Origin of the sequence: Cylindrospermopsis sp. CR12 (assembly GCF_001432185.1) — a bacterium.
In the GTDB taxonomy this organism is placed as follows: Bacteria; Cyanobacteriota; Cyanobacteriia; order Cyanobacteriales; family Nostocaceae; genus Raphidiopsis; species Raphidiopsis raciborskii.
Map to the genome: position 1 here is coordinate 46,336 of NZ_LMVE01000081.1, position 18,482 is coordinate 64,817.

Sequence of the window (18,482 nt, forward strand, 5' to 3'; positions counted from 1 at the left end):
TGTAAATTAGGCGGAATATGGAAATGAGCAGAACCAACAAAGTTGACAACTCAACAGTTGCTGTAATATGATTTTACCAGTAGTTCAACTTAGGTTGAGTTACACAACCAAAAAATAAGCGCGTGTACCTATCGGATACAGCTAACGCACAAGCAAAAATATGGAAACCCAAGAAATTAAACAACTGCCTAAGCCCAGAAAAATATCAACCCAACCAACCCCTTCACAACATATCAAAGTACTGGATTGTAATCAACCAGTTAGTAGGGTCATATTTGAATGCTGGCATTGTAGACAAGGGATTTTGAGTGAGGTAGATATCACATCCTCACAGTTCTTAGAAGTTCCCTGTCCCAATTGTGGTAAAACTGCAATTAGACTGATGGCCAGTAAAATCTTATCCACCACAGCTATTCCCTCACCTTGGGGATAATCTCTAACTATTTTGCAACCCCTCGACTTCACTACCCTCACCGCAATCTGTAGTCAACTGAGAACTAACTGGCTACCAGCTCGTACAGAACAGGTCTACCAGCGCGATCGCCACACCATATCTCTGGCCCTGCGGACCATGAAAAAGCGGGACTGGCTAGATATATCATGGCATCCGCAAGCTACTCGTATTTGCATCGGCGAACCGCCGCCACGTATTCCTGATACTTTTACCTTTAGCCACCAGCTTGTACATCAGTTAGGGGGGTTAGCACTAGTAGCTATGGACTTTATCGCCCCTTGGGAAAGGGTAATAGACCTAAAATTTGCCCGTCGTCCAGGGGAATCGCCCCTTTATCATTTGTATGTGGAAATTATGGGTAAGTACAGTAATGTCATTCTTACCGATGCCAAAAATGAAATCATTACTGCTGCTCATCAGGTGAGTCAACAACAATCTAGTGTTCGTCCTATTCAAACTGGTCAACCCTACGAAATTCCGCCCAAACTTACCGGGAATATACCAAATTTAACGGAAACTGAGGCCAGATGGCAAGAAAGGGTAAGTTTAGTCCCAGGAAGTATTAAAAAGCAAATATTGAAAAGTTATAGTGGAGTTAGTGCTGCATTATTGGACTCCCTGTTATTAGTAGCCCACATATCTCCTGAAACTACCACTACCAGTTTAACTAATCAAGACTGGTCTAGACTATTTGCTAAATGGCAAGAGTGGTTACGGAGGCTAGAGGAGGGTAATTTTAAACCGGGGTGGACAAACCAAGGTTATACTGTTATGGGATGGGGTGAAATCCAATCAGTTGAGAACATTCAAGAACTCATTAATCAGTATTATACGCAGCAGCTTAATCAACAAGGATTTTATCAACTGCGCCATCAATTGAACCAGAAACTGCAAAATATTCTTGGTAAATTAAATACTAAAGCCAAAGCGTTTAAGGATAGGTTAGAACAGTCCGAGGATGCGGATAAGTACAAACAGCAAGCTGACTTGTTAATGGCGCACTTGCATCAATGGCAACCAGGTATGACAGAAATTATCCTTCCAGACTTTGAGACAGATCAACCCCAGAGGATTGTCCTGGAAGCGGACAAAAATGCTGTGCAAAATGCCCAACGGTTTTATAAACAACATCAGAAATTGAAACGCGCCCGAAATGCAGTATATCCTTTACTACTGGAAGTAAATAGAGAAATAGAGTATCTAGAGCAAGTAGAAGCTGCTATTAATCAAATAGATAGTTATCAAACAAAAGAAGATTTAGAAGCAATAGAAGAAATTAGAGACGAACTAATAGAACAAAAGTACTTAGAGGAATTAGAATATCGTCGTCCCAGTCAGAGTGAAACAGTCAGCCATAATTTTCACCATTATCGCACCCCCAGTGGGTTAGAAATTTTAATTGGTCGTAATAATCATCAGAATGATTATTTAACATTTAGAGTAGCAGGGGATTATGACCTGTGGTTTCACGCGCAGGAAATACCCGGAAGTCATGTTTTATTGAGATTGCCACCTGGCACAGTTCCTGAAGAAGCGGATTTAAAATATACAGCCAACATAGCAGCCTATTTTAGTCGCGCTCGTCATAGCGAACAGGTTCCCGTAGTGTATACTCGACCCAATAGAGTATATAAACCCAAAGGTGCCAAGCCAGGACTAGTAATTTATAAGCAAGAGAAAATTATATGGGGTAACCCAGGGAAAATTAGTCAGGTAATTAATCACTTGCAGCAGGGAGTATAGAAGTATGTCTATTAGTAGGTTTTTAGACCTAATTAAACTGGGAGAAAATTCCCGGGTAGAGTTTAAATCTGGTGGCTTTCGCAATGAAAGTTTAGCCAAAGAAATTGTGGCATTTGCTAATATGAAGGGTGGGACAATATTCGTGGGGGTGGAAGATAATGGCGAAATTTCAGGAGTAGAAAATTCCCAGGAATTGATGGAGAGAATCATTCAAATTTGCCGCAATAACATTCAACCACCATTAATTCCCGAACTGATATCAATTCCTCATCAGGATAAATATATTGTGGTTATAGAAATTGAAAAAGGTATGTGCAAACCTTATAAGGTAAAATCCCTAAATCGCTATTATATTAGAGCGGGTACGGTGGCCATTGAGCCAACCCAAGAAGAATTGGTCAGATTATTACAAGATGGCGGACAATTTCACTTTGAGATTTCCTCCTTACCCGGAACGGGAATAATAGATCTAGAACCATTAAGACTGGGTTACTATTGTCAAAAAATGAGAGATTTATCAGCAGAAGAGAACAACCCACGTACCTGGTATAACCTACAAATAATCGATGAACAAGAAAGATTGACCATTGCAGGAAGTCTTTTTTTTTCCAGACAAGTAGCCAGAATATTACCACAAGCAGGAATTGAATTAAATGCCTTTAGTGGTAATGATATTACCTCTCCTATAATTGATAGTTTAACCTTAACCGAAACCATTCCTGAAGCTATAGAATTTAGTGAATCCTTTGTCAGAAGAAATTCTCGTCATCTTCCTATTTTTAACCCAGAAGAAACCCGTCGTCATGACCTACCTGACTATCAACCATTTGTCATTAGAGAACTACTAGTTAATGCTTTTGCCCACCGAGACTGGTCTATTTTCGGTCAACGTATTCGTCTGTCTTTATTTGGCGATCGCCTGGAAATATTTTCCCCTGGTAGTTTACCTAACACCCTGAGCTTAGAGAGAGCTTTAGCTGGAATTTCCTATTATCGCAATCCTCTGATTGCCCAAATGCTCAAAGATTATGGTCTGATGGATAGATTGGGGAGAGGACTATTTAAAATCATCAAATTTTATCGTTCTCAAAACCTTCTTCTACCTAACTTTGAGAGTACCAACGCATTTTTTAAAACAACTATCTATAAAAAAGAGCATATAGATGCCACATCAAACTCTTATACGAGCGATGAGGACTGAGCAATTTCTTGCCGTTTTCCAAAATCTGTACCGACTGTTACAATTCTTCTGTTACAATTCTTGATGACAGAAAGTCGGGAAAATACGTCTTTGACTACGTCGAACGGTTCAGTTTAACCATTGCTCATTGTATATTAGACGCGTGCAATTTGGTTTGACTCTACTAAGAAGAAAAAACGAACAACATTCTTGAGACCAGCTGTGGGAAGCTGGTCTTTTTGTTGTGCTAATATTTTGTGTTATGGTAGAACCTGTTATTGCGACTGGAGTTTATATGGCCATTAACCAAGAGGAAACAGATGTAATTGATCTACAAGTATATTGGCTAATACTTAAAAGACGTTGGCTAGTAATATTACTAGTCATGGCCTCAGTGTTGGGGGCTGCCATTTCCTACACTTATTCCCAGAAACCAGTTTACCAAGCCAAGGGAAAACTGCTGTTTGAGAAAAAAGATGGAGTTTCTTCCCTAACAAGTTTAGCCACAAGTGTGGGAGAACTAGGAGGAATTGGAAATAATAGTAACCCTATAGACACAGAAGCGGAAGTGATTCGTTCCCATCCTCTGATTACAAAGACTATTAATCAACTAGGGATAAAAAATACCAAAGGTGAACCCATAGAAATTGACCGGTTTCTGAAACAACTGAAACTGCAAACAATTCGGGGTACGGACGTAATGGAGCTTTCTTATAATAGTACAAACCCCCAGGAAGCAGCGGATACAGTCAACACCCTAATGAAATATTACCTAGATAATAATATTCTCATCAATCGTTCAGAAGCAACAGCAGCAAGGAAATTCTTATCTCAGGAATTACCAAGGATAGAAAAACAAGTTATTAAAGCAGAACTGGAATTACGTCGGTTTAAAGAAATTAATAGAGTAGTAGCCCTAGATGCGGAAGCTAAAGTAGGTATAGAAACCCTGGGTAAGATAGATGAGGTAATTACCCAAGCCCAAGGTCAATTGGCAGCAGCTTCTACTAGATCATTAGCACTACAAAATGAGTTACAACTGAGTACCCAGCAAGCAGTCGCTCTCAGTAACATCAGTCAAATTCCAGGAGTGCAGCAGGTGCTGACAGAATATCAGAAGACCCAGCAGGAGTTGGCTATAGCTGAAACAACCTATACCAGTGACAACCCCAAGGTGGTCAATTTGCAGCTCAAGGAACAGGCCCTGAAAAAGCAATTGCAAGAGAGAGTATCCCAAACCCTAGGTAATGCGGAAGTTTTACAACAGAGTAACTTGCAAATAGGAGAGTTAAAACAAGGACTAACTCAAGATTTGGTGAGATCGGAAGTAGAAAGACTAGCACTAGCTAATCAGGTTAAAGCTTTACAGAGTGTATTTATCATTAACAGAAGACGTTTAGACAGCTTACCCCGATTGGAGCAGCAACAACTGCAACTGCAAAGACAATTACAGGTAGCACAAGGCACTTATCAACAATTATTAAAACAATTACAAGAAGTTCAGGTACTGGAGAATCAAAATGTTGGTAATGCCAGGGTCATATCCAGCGCGTTAGTTCCTGAAATACCAATCTCCCCCAGAACAGCACTCAATATTGGTATTGGGGCGCTTGTAGGTCTGGTTTTGGGTGTGGGAACAGCACTACTATTAGAAACCTTGGATAAATCCGTCAAGAATATTGAGGAGTTAAATCGAATACTAGATTTACCCATGTTGGGAACTATTCCCCAGTACGAGAACACTAAAAGACGGAAAAATCAAGAGCAGGAAGAAAATCAAAGAGAGTTACCCGTTCTTGACAACCCCTATTCACCTGTTAGCACATCCATTGAAATGTTGCAAACTAATCTGGGCTTTGCTACGGATAAAGAATTGCGGGTCATTTTACTCACCAGTTCCTCTCCCAGTGAAGGTAAGTCCTTTGTATCGGCCAATTTAGCCCTAGCAGCATCCCATTTAGGCAAAAGAGTCTTGATAGTAGATGCGGATCTACGTCGTCCCCGTCAACACAAAGTGTGGGGACTGCCCAACTTTGTGGGACTCAGTAACGTGCTAGTTGCCCAAACACAACTGGAAAATTGCTTACAGGATGTATCCTCGGTAAATGTTTTAACAGCTGGTAAGGTTCCGCCCAATCCAGTTAAGCTACTCGATTCCCAATCCATGGCCAGTTTAATCGCAGCAGCTCGCCAGGACTATGACTTTGTAATTATTGACACACCACCCCTAACTGCTGTAGCTGATGCACTGATTGTGGGCAAGTTGGTGGATGGAGTGTTATTAGTTGTCCGCCCTGGTCAGGTAGAATCTTCAGCTGTGAAAGCATCCAATTCATTACTGATTCAGTCAAAAGTGCCAGTTTTAGGTATGGTGGTCAATGGTGTCAGTGAAGATAGCGGATATGGAGGATATTATTATTATAGAGGTTATTATGGTGATTTAAAAGACAAACGGGAGGGTGACTCACTGGCTATAAAAAGATAATGGTCATTTGATCAAACCACACTAAGACTATATGCTGTACCATCAAGACTTTTACACATGGGCATTACAACAAGCTCAATTACTACGGGAGAAAAAATTTCAGCAGGTTGACTGGGATCATATTATTGAGGAAATTGAAGATTTGGGAAGGAGTGAATATAGAGCCCTTGTATCAGCTATAGAGCAGTTATCATTGCATCTGCTCAAATGGCAGTTTCAACCCAATCACCGTTCCCCTAGCTGGAAAATGTCCATTGATAAACAGCGTATTCAGTTAGAGCGTTTATTGGAGGATAATCCTGGGTTAAGACAGCAGCTGGATGAAATGATTGCAAAAGGTTATAAATATGGGCGCAAAGGAGCAATTAAACAGACAAATCTTCCCGAGGAGCTATTTCCCTCCGCTTGTCCTTACACTTGGGAATCCTTAATGGATGACAAATTCCCGTTCGTTCTAGAAGAGGAAAATAACGGAATTAACTAGTTACTCATGCTATCAGTGAGGTGGAACCTATGATTGAGGTGGAAAAAACTACTGGAAGTTTGTATAATGCTGATTACCATTTATGGGTATTGGAAACTGTTAAACAGTTACAAGATAGAAATCTCTCTTCCCTAGACTGGGATAATTTAATTGAGGAAGTGTTCGATCTGAGTAGAAGACAAAAGAGGAAAGTGCAAAATCTCTTAAAACGGCTTATTGAGCATTTGCTCAAGCTCAAATATTGGCAAACGGAAGTGGAAAGAAATGCTAACCACTGGAAATCAGAAATTCTCAATTTTCGCCAGCAAATCAGACAAGAGTTGGAAGATAGTCCTAGTTTAAGGTCATATTTAGAACAGATACTTGATCAATCCTATGCAGATGCTAGAAAAATTGTCCTCACCCAAGCTAGTCTTTCCACGGAAACAATCCCCCTTGCTCCCCTCGGGAACCTAGGAGAGTTCTTGGATGAAACCTGGGGTTTGCCATAATGAGATATAATAGCTAAGACAGTTTGAAAAGCAGGATAAGTAATGAACTTTCCAGAAATTAATATCGCCGGTGAGGGAAAACTTCACGCCAACCTAAATACTTCTCTGGGTAAAATTGTGGTGAGACTAGAAGAAGAGCGTGCCCCCAACACCGTTAAAAACTTTGTTGGTCTAGCAACCGGAGCAATTGACTGGAAAGACCCACAAACTGGCAAATCTATGCAAGGAACCTCCGCTTATAGCGGTGTCAGGTTTCACCGTGTGATTCCTGGTTTTATGATTCAATGTGGAGACCCTCTCACCCTTTACCCCGATTTGGCTCGTCGTTGGGGCACCGGTGGTCCCGGATACAAGTTCCCTGATGAATTTCATCCCGATCTAAAGCATGATGCACCGGGTATTTTATCCATGGCTAATGCAGGACCTGGAACTAATGGTTCTCAGTGGTTTATTACGGAAGGACCAACTCCCCATTTAGATCGAAGACACAGTGTTTTTGGTTATGTGGTTGATGGTATGGATGTGGTCAATAAGATCGCTAATGTTTCTACCACGCGCGATCGCCCTAACCAAGATGTGACCCTGGATAGTGTAGAAATTTTCCGTCAGTAATTGTTCCCTCCTGGAGACCCCCCACTCTCTTAGGTGGGGGAGGGGTAAGGTCTAAGCAACATAGCTATAACTATCCTTAGATAGGTAATGTGGACTTAGGCTGTTTCAATCCCCTGCTCTCTTAGGTGGGTACTTCTATTGATTGGATAGGTAGTCCAACTCCATTCTTTGTTCCATTTGTCTGAGAAAGTAACCGGTCATCATGGCCGATGCTAAAAGTCCAGCCAAATTATCCCTATCCGTAGTAATTTGGATATTAAAATGATCTGGTGGTAGCATTCCTACCAAACCTTGGACATTTTGGGAGATAATCTGTTTGATTTCCGGCGTGACGGACTGGGCAACACGGGCTAGAACGTCAGGAGATTGATGCTGTAAATATTTTAATAGTTGGTTTGGATTTTCCCCAAATTGACCGTTCAGAACCTGATTACCGTGTTCCTCAGAGTTGTCATTCAAAAAGTCAGGATCAAACACCATTGGCAATTCTTCTTACCTTAGTTGCTAATCCTACTTTAGCTCATAGTGGAAGAAAAAGGGTAGCCCGGGTGAGAAACCTTTTATATTTCTCTCTCCTTGATTTTCTGCTGCGGTAGCTCGTCTATCTGAAAATATTGATGAAATTTTGATGTTACCTGTAGGGAGTAAGACCGGGAATTGGGATCCTTCTTTTTGCGAATAAATCCTAACTCTACCAGTTCAGCAACATGCGGATATGCACTGGACCCTCGTAAATTAATTAAGTCAGTTTGCAAAATAGGACTATTTAAGGCGATCGCTGCTAATGTTCGTAAGGACCCGACTCCCAACTCTACCGGTATTAGGGTTTGTACTAAATCTTGAAAGTCTGCTCTTAGTTGTAAACCATAACTACCTTCTGTTTCTACAATTTCTAGGGCACTTTCCCTACGGGCATAATTGTCCATTAGTTCTATTATTCCCTCTTCAATTGTGTAGCGATCGCATCCTACATATTCAGCAATTTCACTCAAAGACAAGGATTGACCCTTTAAGTATAAAACTGCCTCTATTTTCAGAGATATAGGTATATTTTCTTGGGACATGTTGGGAGATTTGCTGTTGATATGGAGGGCAATCATCTGAGACTGAGGATCAATTCAGCGATCGCTAAATCTTGGGGAGTTGTCACTTTTAGGTTGGTTTCTTCTCCTGGGACTATGCGTACTTGGATGCCACACTTTTCAAATAGGGCTGCATCATCGGTTACTTCCCACCCTTGACGTACCCCTTCTGCATGACATTGTTTTAACAACTGCACATTGAAACCCTGGGGGGTTTGAGCTGCCCAAAGCTTTTCCCGTTTTGGCGTGGACTCAATTATACCACTTTCACCCACCACCTTGATTGTATCTTTTACTGGTACTGCAGCAATCAGTCCTGGGCAATTGAGAATGGCGATCGCACAGGCATTAAATAATTCTGGTGTTGCTAAACAGCGTGCTCCATCGTGAATCAACACTTCCTTAGCCTCTGATGGCAATGCTTGTAATCCATTGTAAACAGATTCTTGTCTAGTAGTACCGCCCGGAATAAACTCCACAGGTTTAGTCATAGCCAAACCAGCCACAATAGCTTTAAAATCGTGCCATTCTGAGGGTTGAGAAATAATCCCGATCCAACGGATCTGGCTGGCAGCTTCTGCGGCCAATAAGGTCCAAGCGATAATAGACTGAGAGTGAACCTTCAATAGCAATTTGTTGCAATTAGCACCCATTCTTTTGCCGCTACCGGCGGCTGGAATTAATAAATACACTGTTTTCCTCGATTTTACGACCACTAAGACTTGAGAAAAGGAATTTTCTGATCCCGATTTTCGATAAAATAGGAACGATAAGCCTCAATAAATATATTATTTATGCGAGTAGTAGCCCTTGTACCTGGTTCCATTGCCGATCAGATTCTTTTCTTTCCTACTTTAGATTCTCTACAGCGTTCTTATCCAAATGCCTGGATAGATGTGATTGTGGAACCTAGATCAAAGGTTGCTTACCAGGTGAACAAGTGTGTTCACGAGGTATTTCTCTTTGATTACAAAGACCGTAATAGTTTAGCAGATTGGAGCAACCTGTTGGGAACAATCCGCGACCGTGAGTATGACGTAGCTATTACTGCGGGAGAAAGTTGGTTTGTTGGTTTGTTTCTTTGGTTGAGTGGTATTCCTACCCGTATTGGCTTCCAGGGTAGTGGGTCCAATTTTCTTACCCATGTCATTTCTCCCAACACTTCCCAATACATACCTCATATCTACCATGATCTATTACAGCCTTTAGGCATTAACACAGCTTGTCCACCCCTAGCCATCAACTTGCTCAAACCAGATGTGGAGTGGGCTAAACAGCAACAAAAACGATTAGGTATTGGTGAAACAGGCTACATTTTGATTTATGGTGGTTATGGTGATTTATCTTCTGATCCCGACAATATCTACCCTATAGATAGTTGGCGGCAAATTATTGGAGAATGTGAGCAAAAACAGGCAGATTTGCCCATCTTAGTGGTTAAGGAACAGGGTGATGACTATTTTGTCCCTTCTTTATTAGAATCTTTCCCTGACATTAAGGCTATTCCCGTTCCCGACATTGGTAAATTGGCTGCTATTATTGGTGGTGCCAGTTTAATGATTACTGTTAATGGTTCTCCTTTACAATTAGCCATAGCTATACAAACCTATACTATTGCCTTACTAAGCTCTGCGGATTCAACTAAGTTAATGCCCGTTAATTACAAGTTCTTAGCTATTAAATCCCCCACAGGTAAAACAGCTGATATTCCACCAGCAAGTGTTTTAAAAACAATTTGGGGGGGTTAGGTAGTTAAGAGGGAAGGGGACAAAATTTTTGCTATTTGCTATTATAGTCGTAGTTAATAGCTAAATCCTCTTAACTATCAATCATTTCAAAAAAACCATCTTCTAATTCATAACCTAACATTTGCGCTAGAGATTTTAAACGGAACCTGGCAGGTATCTGATTCTGCTTTAACCAGTTACTCAAAATAAAAATTTTGTGCATCAAGAAAATTTCTAGAGATTCAGGGTTATATTGTATACCTTCTTTCTTGTGAAATTCGTGAGGTACTAACATGGCTGTATAACGTCCTAGCTCGCCAGATTTCCAGTCTAGTAAAAATGGTAGCCATGGATATTGGGCATCTAATCGCACAAACCATAGTCGGATCTCTGGAATTTCTGAGATTTCTCTGGGATCGTCATCTTGTCTTGGGTAGTCAATATCAAAGCGCAGTTGCTGCTCCTGGGATATGATTGACTCTTTTTGGAGAATTGATTCAATTACTTTTAGTGCGGGTGATAAATCTAAGTTATTGATAGAATCCCGACCTACCTGAATGCTGATTGTCATTGACCTGTTGGCTTATTGATCTGTACTTCTACATCAACGGTAGCAGTTTTCATTTCCTAATGCCAGCAATTTGCCGATTCCCAGTGGGGGGGGGAAATCAAATGGAGCGAAGCCAGTTCCAGCTAAAGCCATATTCATACATTTAAAACTAAAAATATGCAGAAACCTGTTATTTCTACACTGGGGATTCATTCCCTGGAAGATGCTTTAGAACGATGTCAACTTTTAGGCCTGCGAATTAGCCGTCAGCGTCGCTTTATATTAGAGTTACTTTGGGAATCTAAGGAACATCTCTCAGCTAGGGAGATTTATGATCGTCTGAATAGAAAAGGTAAGGAAATAGGTCATACGTCTGTTTATCAAAATTTGGAATTGCTCTCCAGTCAAGGGATTATTGAGTGTATTGAACATAGTCATGGCAGATTATATGGCAGTGTTACCCAAGCTCATAGTCATGTTAGCTGTATTGACAATCATGAAGTTATTGATGTACACGTGGAATTACCTTTGGACTTAATTCGCCAAGTTGAATTACAAACAGGCGTGAGAATAAAAAGTTATACCATTAACTTTTTTGGTATGCGTGATCCTAAACATGGTGATAGTATTGATAGTGTTGATTACTTACATTCCTTTGAGTGAGTTAGAGACGAATATTGACCGAACTGGGAAAAAATTCTGTTTTTACTTGACCTGACATGAGCGATCGCCTTTTGACTTTCTCACATCTGGGTGCGCTATTAATCGACTCAGATCCTATTTTTCGTCTGGGTTTAAGAATTGCTTTAGAAGCTTCATCCTCTATTAAAGTAGTAGGTGACGTTTCTAATGATAGTGCCGCGTTACAGTTATTAGGTGACACTGCTTCTAGTCAGGAACAGACTGATGAAAACGAAAATAGTCAAGAACCAAAAAAAGACCACAGAGAAATTAACCTAATAGTTTTAGAATTGGGTAGGAACTCTCAAGAAGCAGAGTTAGGGTTACAATTTTGTGAACAACTGAAAGCTCTATATCCCCATATACCAGTTCTATTGCTTACAGCTGTGTCCAATTCAGAAACTCTTTTGACAGCAAAAAATCTAGGTGTGAATGGCTATTGTCCCAAAGGTATATCAATTTCCCTATTAGTGGGGATTATGGAGGAAATTGCCAAGGGTGGTTATTATTGGTGGGAGAAAAATCCTAGTAAATCTCTAGATTCACCCTTGACCCGCTGGACACATAAAATCCACTCATCGGGAATTAGTTATATCACCCGAGATTTGACCAAGATTACGCTAAGACTAAGGATTCCTGGAATCCCATTATTGGAGCGAGTCATTTTAGCTGGACATAGGAGAGAACTCTTAGCTGCGGGTTGGTTAGTACATCAGTTATTTGGTTCATCAGAACCACAACCTGTTCCCCCTCTTAGGAATCCTGGTGAATCTGAGTCAGTACCAATAGCTAGGTCACCATTACAAACTAAAAAAGCTCTACAATCAATAATATTTACGTCTTGCCTTGACAAGCTGCAGTTTCCCTTACCTAATATAGGGGAAGTGCCATTAGAAATTGATATCTTACGGGAAGAGAAAAAAAAGGAACTGCTTTATCTGATATTACAAAAATTATCTCAACGCCTAGATAAACTCCGAGATTGCCAATTTGAGATTTCCCAACTATCCAATTTAAAAAAGGAAATACTTTATGATTTATGGGAGGGAGTAGTCAGAGAGTTTTATGGTCAACTCCCCCAGGTAAATGTGGGTAAGAGTACCATAGAAACAGTGGGATTTTTATTAGATAATGCTAGGGGGGTAGAAACTGAAATCTTGGATAAAATTCCCCTGGTTGAAGAATTAGTATCCTATCTAATTTGGCAAACGGACTTATATGTGGATAATAGGTTGTATTCTCCAGGTTCAGAGTCAGCCAATTATCAAATATTAATGATTTTAGAAAATCTATTGATTCAAATTGCCAATGGTGTATTGCAACCCCTAATTAACCTTTTAGCCGATGTGGAAACTGTCAAACAACATTTTTATGACCGTCATTTTATCTCCACACGAGAAATTGAAAGATTTAGAAACAACCTATCTTGGAAGTACTGGTTGAGTCGCTATTTTGGTGAACCCCAGGCAATTTTTGAAAGTCGTTATGAACTGTTTGTCATTGCACCTCGTGGTATTACTAAAACTTCTATTTATTCCCCCCGTAATCACCAACTAGCCAACCTTTCCGGTATTCCCCTAGCAGTAACACTAGCACTGGAGTTTAGAGATGCGATCGCACCTCGGTTACAGTCTCTATTATCTTTTGTGGGGAATGTTATAGTTTTTATTTTAACAAAAATAGTTGGTAGAGGTTTAGGATTAATTGCTCGTGGTGTACTCCAGGGTCTTGGTAGTGTAAACTTAGGGGATAAACCCAGAAAATAATCATGACTAAAAGTCCACTAGCAACCTCCTTTGAAACCAATCAACTATTTTCCTAGAGTTAGTTCTTCCTTTTTTCCTAAAATACCTTGAGGTCGCCAAATCATTAAGCTCATAAGAATGAAACCGATGAACATAATCCGAAAAGCACCAATACGCTCCGCATCTAAAGGAACTATTTTGGGTAAAAATTCCCTGGTTAGAGCATCATAGGCAAAATAAATTACCGCTCCCAAAATTGTCCCCAGATTATTGCCAGACCCTCCTAAAATTACCATAATCCAAGCATCAAAGGTCAGTTGTGGTTGAAAGTTATCGGGATAAATAGCACTCAGTTGCCAAGCAAAAAAAGCACCAGCAATTCCAGCGATCGCACCACCTAAGATTAAAGATTGTAATTTGTAGGAAAAAACATTTTTACCCAGAGCTTTAGGTACTTCTTCATCTTCTCGAATTGCTTTAAGAACACGTCCCCAAGGAGATTGGACTAAAAATTCTAACCGCCAAAATACAAAAGCTAGAACTAATAAGACCAGTAACATTAACCCTGCTTTGGGATTATAGTTGTAAAGTCCTAGCACACCAGCAATATAAATCGCTAATGACAACAAACCCAAAATTATGGCTACCACCAAATGGGAAGTAAATTCTGCTCTATGGTTATTCTTGCGAGTATTTTTTACCCAGCGCCACAGAGAAAATAAAGTAATACTTGTAAGTAAAGTAAGCACCCCAATCATCAGTAATCGGAACAATAAATTAGGTGTTGTTGCTAGGGGAATCACATAACTTTGAATACCAAAAGCTCCAGATATCCAGCGATCGCCCACTGGTAAATCTTGATTGTTAAAAACTAACCGAATCAGCTCGCCAGTACCAATAGTGACAATGCCCAAATAATCTTCTCTCAGACGTAAAGTAGCAAAACCAATGATCAGACCCAACAAAGCAGCCACAATTGCTCCAGCAACAGCAGATAAAAATAGAGGAATACCCTTGAGACTTAAAATAACAGTGGTATAGGCACCTAAAGTCATAAAAGCAATGTGACCGAAACTAATCAGACCAGTAAAACCCCACTGCAAATTAAGTCCCAATGCAAACAAAGAAAAAGTAGCGGTAGAAATAGCCAAGAAGATCAGGTATTCACTCATAACCAGGGATTTTTAAAAAGGGATAAGGGTGGGCCATCTTCACATAAGATAAGCCATAAATGTGATATAATAAGAACATTTAACAAAACTTAACCATATTTAACCAAAGTCATAACTCCTGATTACAAACTGTATAAGACAGAGCAGGGATCGCCAAAACCATAGATTAAACTGGAGTTTGACTAAGTTATGTGAGAATTCCCTCATTATGGATGCTAAGGAACTTTGGCAACGATACCAAGACTGGTTATATTACCACGAGGGATTAGGACTGTATCTAGATATCAGCCGAATGCGGTTTGATAACACTTTCGTGGAGTCATTACAGTCAAAATTTGAGCAAGCATTTAGGGAAATGGTAGACCTAGAAAAGGGAGCAATTGCCAATCCCGATGAAAATCGCATGGTGGGACATTACTGGTTGCGAAATCCCGATTTAGCACCCAATTCCCAACTGAGAGCAGAAATTGTCAGAACTTTAGAAGAAATCGAAGTTTTTGCAGATCAAGTGCACACTGGAGCCATACATCCTCCTAAAGAAAACCGCTTTACCGATATTATCTCCATTGGAATTGGAGGTTCAGCTTTAGGGCCACAATTTGTTGCAGAAGCACTTGCTCCTGACCTTCCCCCTCTTAACATTCACTTTATCGACAATAGTGACCCTGCAGGAATTGACCGAGTGCTTTCCCGCGTGGGAGATAGGTTAAGTAGCACCCTAGTATTAGTTATTTCTAAGTCTGGTGGTACACCTGAACCTCGCAATGGTATGATAGAGGTGAAACAGGCATACTCCCGTAGAAATTTAGACTTTGCCCAATATGCGATCGCCATTACTAGTACGGGTAGTAATCTGGATAAGGTTGCCAAATCAGAAAACTGGTTAGGAACCTTCCCCATGTATGATTGGGTAGGTGGAAGGACTTCAGAAATGTCCGCTGTGGGTTTAGTTCCAGCAGCATTGCAGGGTATTAATATTCGTGCTATGCTAGATGGTGCTAAACAGATGGATGATGCTACTCGCATTGCCAACATTAAAAATAATCCAGCAGCTTTATTAGCTTTGTCCTGGTATTTTTCTGGTAATGGTAAAGGTGAAAAGGACATGGTTGTCTTACCCTATAAAGACAGCTTGTTATTATTTAGCCGTTACTTACAGCAATTGGTAATGGAGTCTTTAGGCAAAGAGAAAGACCTAGATGGCAAGACTGTATATCAAGGTATTGCTGTGTATGGCAACAAAGGTTCAACAGACCAGCATGCTTATGTACAACAGTTAAGAGAAGGAGTGCCTAATTTTTTTGCCACCTTAATTGAGGTGTTGGAAGATCGTCAAGGTGCATCTTCGGAAATTGATCCTGGTGTAACTGCTGGTGATTACCTATCTGGGTTTTTATTAGGAACCCGTCAAGCACTTTATGAGAATCATCGGGATTCCATTACTGTGACAATTCCCCAGGTTAATGCTCAAACAGTAGGGGCATTAATTGCATTGTATGAGAGAGCTGTGGGTTTATATGCTAGTTTGGTAAATGTTAATGCTTATCATCAACCAGGCGTAGAAGCAGGGAAAAAAGCAGCAGCAGTAATACTGGACTTACAGAATAAGGTAATCAAGGTATTACAATCAGAAAAGAAAGGACTAACCATTGAGGAGATCGCTGATAAAGCGGGTGCTAGTGAGCAAGTAGAACCCATTTACAAAATTCTCCGTCATCTTCATGCTAATAATCGAGGTGTGGTTTTGACAGGTGACTTGAGTAAACCGGGAACTTTAACTGTTTCTTTGACTTAAAGACGGTCTTGAATCCCCGATATCTTAAAGACATCGGGGATTTGGGATAAAAGCGGTGTTGATGGAGATTAAACAGTTTCTAACCGCTAAATAGTGAGAAAGTGCAAATGCTCCCCAGGTTGAGCGGTAAAAGTTTCTAAACTACCTTGTAATTGAATTTTCCCTTGTTCTAATAAGACAATCCAATCAGCGCGGTGCATCACGCTGGGACGATGGGTAATTAAAATTGTGGTTTTTCCCTTGCGAAATGCCAATAGTCGGTCTAGAACATGGGTTTCGCTGACAGGGTCTAATCCAGCAGTAGCTTCATCTAATATGAGAACCGGAGGGTTATTGAGTATTCCTCGAGCGATCGCCAATCGTTGTCTTTGTCCACCGGAAAGATTAGCTCCAAACTCTCCCAAAACGGTTTGATACTTATGAGGTAGTTGACTGATAAAACCGTCAGCATCAGCAATTTCACAAGCTTGAACTATCTGATCAAAAGAAAGATTAGGTATACCCAATCTAAAGTTTTCTAAAATTGAACGACTCCAGAAATGGGGTTCTTGAGGTACATAAACTACCTGTTGGCGTAAACAATCAAGGGCGAGATCATGAATATTAAAAACTCCAATTCGGATGTTTCCTGAACTGGGTTGATATAACCCAGCTAAAAGTTTTGCCAGGGTACTTTTACCACAACCTGATTTACCAATGACAGCAATAATCTTACCACCGGGAAGTTTGAGAGAAAAATCATCTAATAGATCTACCCTTCCCAGATGGTGAAATGTCAAGTGAGAAAAAAAAATATCCGCATCACCAGCAATTTGAGCAATTGGTTTTTGTCCACCGCCCACTACTTCTGGCGTAGCATCAATTACTTCTAATAATCGGGAGATTGCGGTTTGTGAACGAAAATATTCATCCACCAGTCCCACCAGAAATACAATTAAAGCCAAAACATTAATTTGTAGGGTATTAAACGCCAGCATTTGTCCAATACTCAATTGATGGTTAATCACCAATATACTGCCCAAACCTAATAAAATAACACCACCTAAACTAGAAAGAAGTTTGGCGATAGTGCCATTAATAATATCCAGTTGAATGGTGCTAAAATTCAGATTGGCGAATCGACCAAAACGACTTTGGAACTCATCCCAAAATTGGGGTGCAGCATTGGTTGTTTTTACAACCTGAGCTCCTTTAAAGGTTTCCACTAATACTCCTTGATTTTCTGCTCCTAAAACCAAGAGACTACGAGTTTTTTGTTGCAGTATGGGCAAAAATGGTAGAGCAACCACAGTCATAACAGCGGCGAAAATTATAACTGCTATGGTTAATTGCCAGCTATAAAATAGCATTAGTCCTAAGGAAATAAGTGCCACAAAAAATTGGCTAGGCAAAAGAATGACAAGTTGAGAAACCAACTGATTAATTTCGTTAATATCACTCAAGCGACTGGTAATTTCACCACTACGACGGGACTCATAATAAGTTAAAGGCAATTGCAACAATTTACGACCAAAATCCAAGACCAATCCCAATTGTAATCTTTGCCCAAAATGGGCAATCATAGTAGATTGTATTAGTTGTAAACTGCTACTAAATATGGTCATCACGACCACAGCACACACTACTACTGAGAGTAGTTGTAGGTCACCCCTGACTAAAACATCATCGGTTAATAATTGAATGAGAACTGGAGTTCCTAAAGCTAACACACCCAGAATAATATTGATAATAATAACTTGTGCTAGTAGTCCACGATAGGGTAGAATCCTCAAGAAAAAGCGTAACAAACCACCATGAGGTTGCTCTTGAGATTGGCTAGAAAACTGTTCTGGGTCAGGTTCTAATAATAGAGTTACTCCATTCCAAGCTGCTAATAATTCTTGGCGTTCAATATAGCGAATACCCACAGCTGGATCAGCAATGACATATTTTTTGCCCCTAGTACCATAGAGAATGACCCAATGATGACCTCGCCAATGAATAATAGCTGGTAAGGGAATTTCTGTGATTGTGTCTAAAATTTGCGGTGCTGCTTTAACCGCTCTGGAATTGAATCCTAAACTATCCGATCCACGTTTTAAGCCCAATAATGTTGTTCCTAATTGTCCCGTTCCTACTGCTTCTCGACTTTTATTAATGGTGAGAAATCTCCCGTAATATTTGCAGATGGAAGCTAGACAAGCTGCTCCGCAGTCTTCTTCACTTGCTTGTAAAACACATTCGTATTTTTTTCTAGGTTGGAATGGATTAAACATCATATTTGAGTGTGGGACTTATTAAT

17 protein-coding genes are annotated in these 18,482 nt (G+C 40.2%); 11 read left to right on the plus strand and 6 right to left on the minus strand.

Translation table 11 applies throughout. The annotated features are described in order from the left end of the window. The first annotated feature begins 160 nt into the window (after positions 1-160). The 7 genes from ASL19_RS09300 to ASL19_RS09330 all read left to right on the plus strand — a co-directional run bounded on the left by ASL19_RS09300 (position 161) and on the right by ASL19_RS09330 (position 7,449). Entirely contained in the window at positions 161-433 is a 273-nt protein-coding gene (locus tag ASL19_RS09300; protein ID WP_057178121.1) for a hypothetical protein, read from the plus strand. A 12-nt stretch (positions 434-445) separates the two neighbouring features. Beyond that, positions 446-2,197, plus strand: a complete 1,752-nt coding sequence (locus ASL19_RS09305; RefSeq protein ID WP_057178122.1) for an NFACT family protein — start codon at positions 446-448, stop codon at positions 2,195-2,197. A gap of 4 nt (positions 2,198-2,201) precedes the next feature. Next, the gene (locus tag ASL19_RS09310) at positions 2,202-3,398 is read left to right on the plus strand and encodes an RNA-binding domain-containing protein (protein WP_057178123.1); all 1,197 of its coding nucleotides are present in this window, start codon (positions 2,202-2,204) and stop codon (positions 3,396-3,398) included. Between the two features lie 241 nt (positions 3,399-3,639). Further along, entirely contained in the window at positions 3,640-5,862 is a 2,223-nt protein-coding gene (locus ASL19_RS09315) for a GumC family protein (protein WP_235528969.1), read from the plus strand. 31 nt (positions 5,863-5,893) lie between these two features. Next, positions 5,894-6,346 carry a DUF29 domain-containing protein gene (locus tag ASL19_RS09320; protein ID WP_006277110.1) on the plus strand — a complete coding sequence of 151 codons (453 nt, stop codon included), beginning with the start codon at positions 5,894-5,896 and terminating at the stop codon, positions 6,344-6,346. Between the two features lie 29 nt (positions 6,347-6,375). Beyond that, a complete protein-coding gene (locus tag ASL19_RS09325; RefSeq protein WP_057178124.1) occupies positions 6,376-6,837 on the plus strand; it encodes a DUF29 domain-containing protein in 462 nt (153 codons plus the stop codon). Positions 6,838-6,879: 42 nt separating this feature from the next. Next, positions 6,880-7,449, plus strand: a complete 570-nt coding sequence (locus tag ASL19_RS09330) for a peptidylprolyl isomerase (RefSeq protein ID WP_006277112.1) — start codon at positions 6,880-6,882, stop codon at positions 7,447-7,449. A 135-nt stretch (positions 7,450-7,584) separates the two neighbouring features. Here the strand turns inward: ASL19_RS09330 and ASL19_RS09335 are convergent, their stop codons facing one another. The 3 genes from ASL19_RS09335 to ispD form a co-directional block, all read right to left on the minus strand. Further along, a complete protein-coding gene (locus tag ASL19_RS09335) occupies positions 7,585-7,929 on the minus strand; it encodes a DUF760 domain-containing protein (RefSeq protein ID WP_006277113.1) in 345 nt (114 codons plus the stop codon). An 80-nt stretch (positions 7,930-8,009) separates the two neighbouring features. Further along, positions 8,010-8,513, minus strand: a complete 504-nt coding sequence (gene scpB / locus ASL19_RS09340; protein WP_057178148.1) for an SMC-Scp complex subunit ScpB — start codon at positions 8,511-8,513, stop codon at positions 8,010-8,012. A gap of 32 nt (positions 8,514-8,545) precedes the next feature. Beyond that, entirely contained in the window at positions 8,546-9,223 is a 678-nt protein-coding gene (gene ispD / locus ASL19_RS09345) for a 2-C-methyl-D-erythritol 4-phosphate cytidylyltransferase (protein ID WP_057178125.1), read from the minus strand. Between the two features lie 102 nt (positions 9,224-9,325). On the opposite strand from ispD, the gene ASL19_RS09350 reads away from it, so the two are divergent. Continuing rightward, entirely contained in the window at positions 9,326-10,279 is a 954-nt protein-coding gene (locus ASL19_RS09350; protein WP_057178126.1) for a glycosyltransferase family 9 protein, read from the plus strand. Between the two features lie 70 nt (positions 10,280-10,349). Here ASL19_RS09350 and ASL19_RS09355 read toward each other — a convergent pair whose 3' ends face one another. Continuing rightward, a complete protein-coding gene (locus ASL19_RS09355; protein WP_057178127.1) occupies positions 10,350-10,829 on the minus strand; it encodes a CRR6 family NdhI maturation factor in 480 nt (159 codons plus the stop codon). Positions 10,830-10,985: 156 nt separating this feature from the next. On the opposite strand from ASL19_RS09355, the gene ASL19_RS09360 reads away from it, so the two are divergent. Both ASL19_RS09360 and ASL19_RS09365 read left to right on the plus strand, forming a co-directional pair. Beyond that, positions 10,986-11,471: a Fur family transcriptional regulator gene (locus ASL19_RS09360; protein WP_057178128.1), complete on the plus strand. Its 486-nt coding sequence runs from the start codon at positions 10,986-10,988 to the stop codon at positions 11,469-11,471. Positions 11,472-11,527: 56 nt separating this feature from the next. Continuing rightward, the gene (locus tag ASL19_RS09365; RefSeq protein ID WP_057178129.1) at positions 11,528-13,255 is read left to right on the plus strand and encodes a DUF3685 domain-containing protein; all 1,728 of its coding nucleotides are present in this window, start codon (positions 11,528-11,530) and stop codon (positions 13,253-13,255) included. A 44-nt stretch (positions 13,256-13,299) separates the two neighbouring features. Here the strand turns inward: ASL19_RS09365 and ASL19_RS09370 are convergent, their stop codons facing one another. Then, positions 13,300-14,406: a branched-chain amino acid ABC transporter permease gene (locus tag ASL19_RS09370; RefSeq protein ID WP_057178130.1), complete on the minus strand. Its 1,107-nt coding sequence runs from the start codon at positions 14,404-14,406 to the stop codon at positions 13,300-13,302. 208 nt (positions 14,407-14,614) lie between these two features. Here ASL19_RS09370 and ASL19_RS09375 point away from each other — a divergent pair, with 208 nt between their 5' ends. Next, a complete protein-coding gene (locus ASL19_RS09375) occupies positions 14,615-16,201 on the plus strand; it encodes a glucose-6-phosphate isomerase (RefSeq protein ID WP_057178131.1) in 1,587 nt (528 codons plus the stop codon). Positions 16,202-16,287: 86 nt separating this feature from the next. On the opposite strand, the gene ASL19_RS09380 is transcribed toward ASL19_RS09375, so the two are convergent. After that, positions 16,288-18,456 carry a peptidase domain-containing ABC transporter gene (locus ASL19_RS09380; protein WP_057178132.1) on the minus strand — a complete coding sequence of 723 codons (2,169 nt, stop codon included), beginning with the start codon at positions 18,454-18,456 and terminating at the stop codon, positions 16,288-16,290. Between the last annotated feature and the right edge of the window lie 26 nt (positions 18,457-18,482).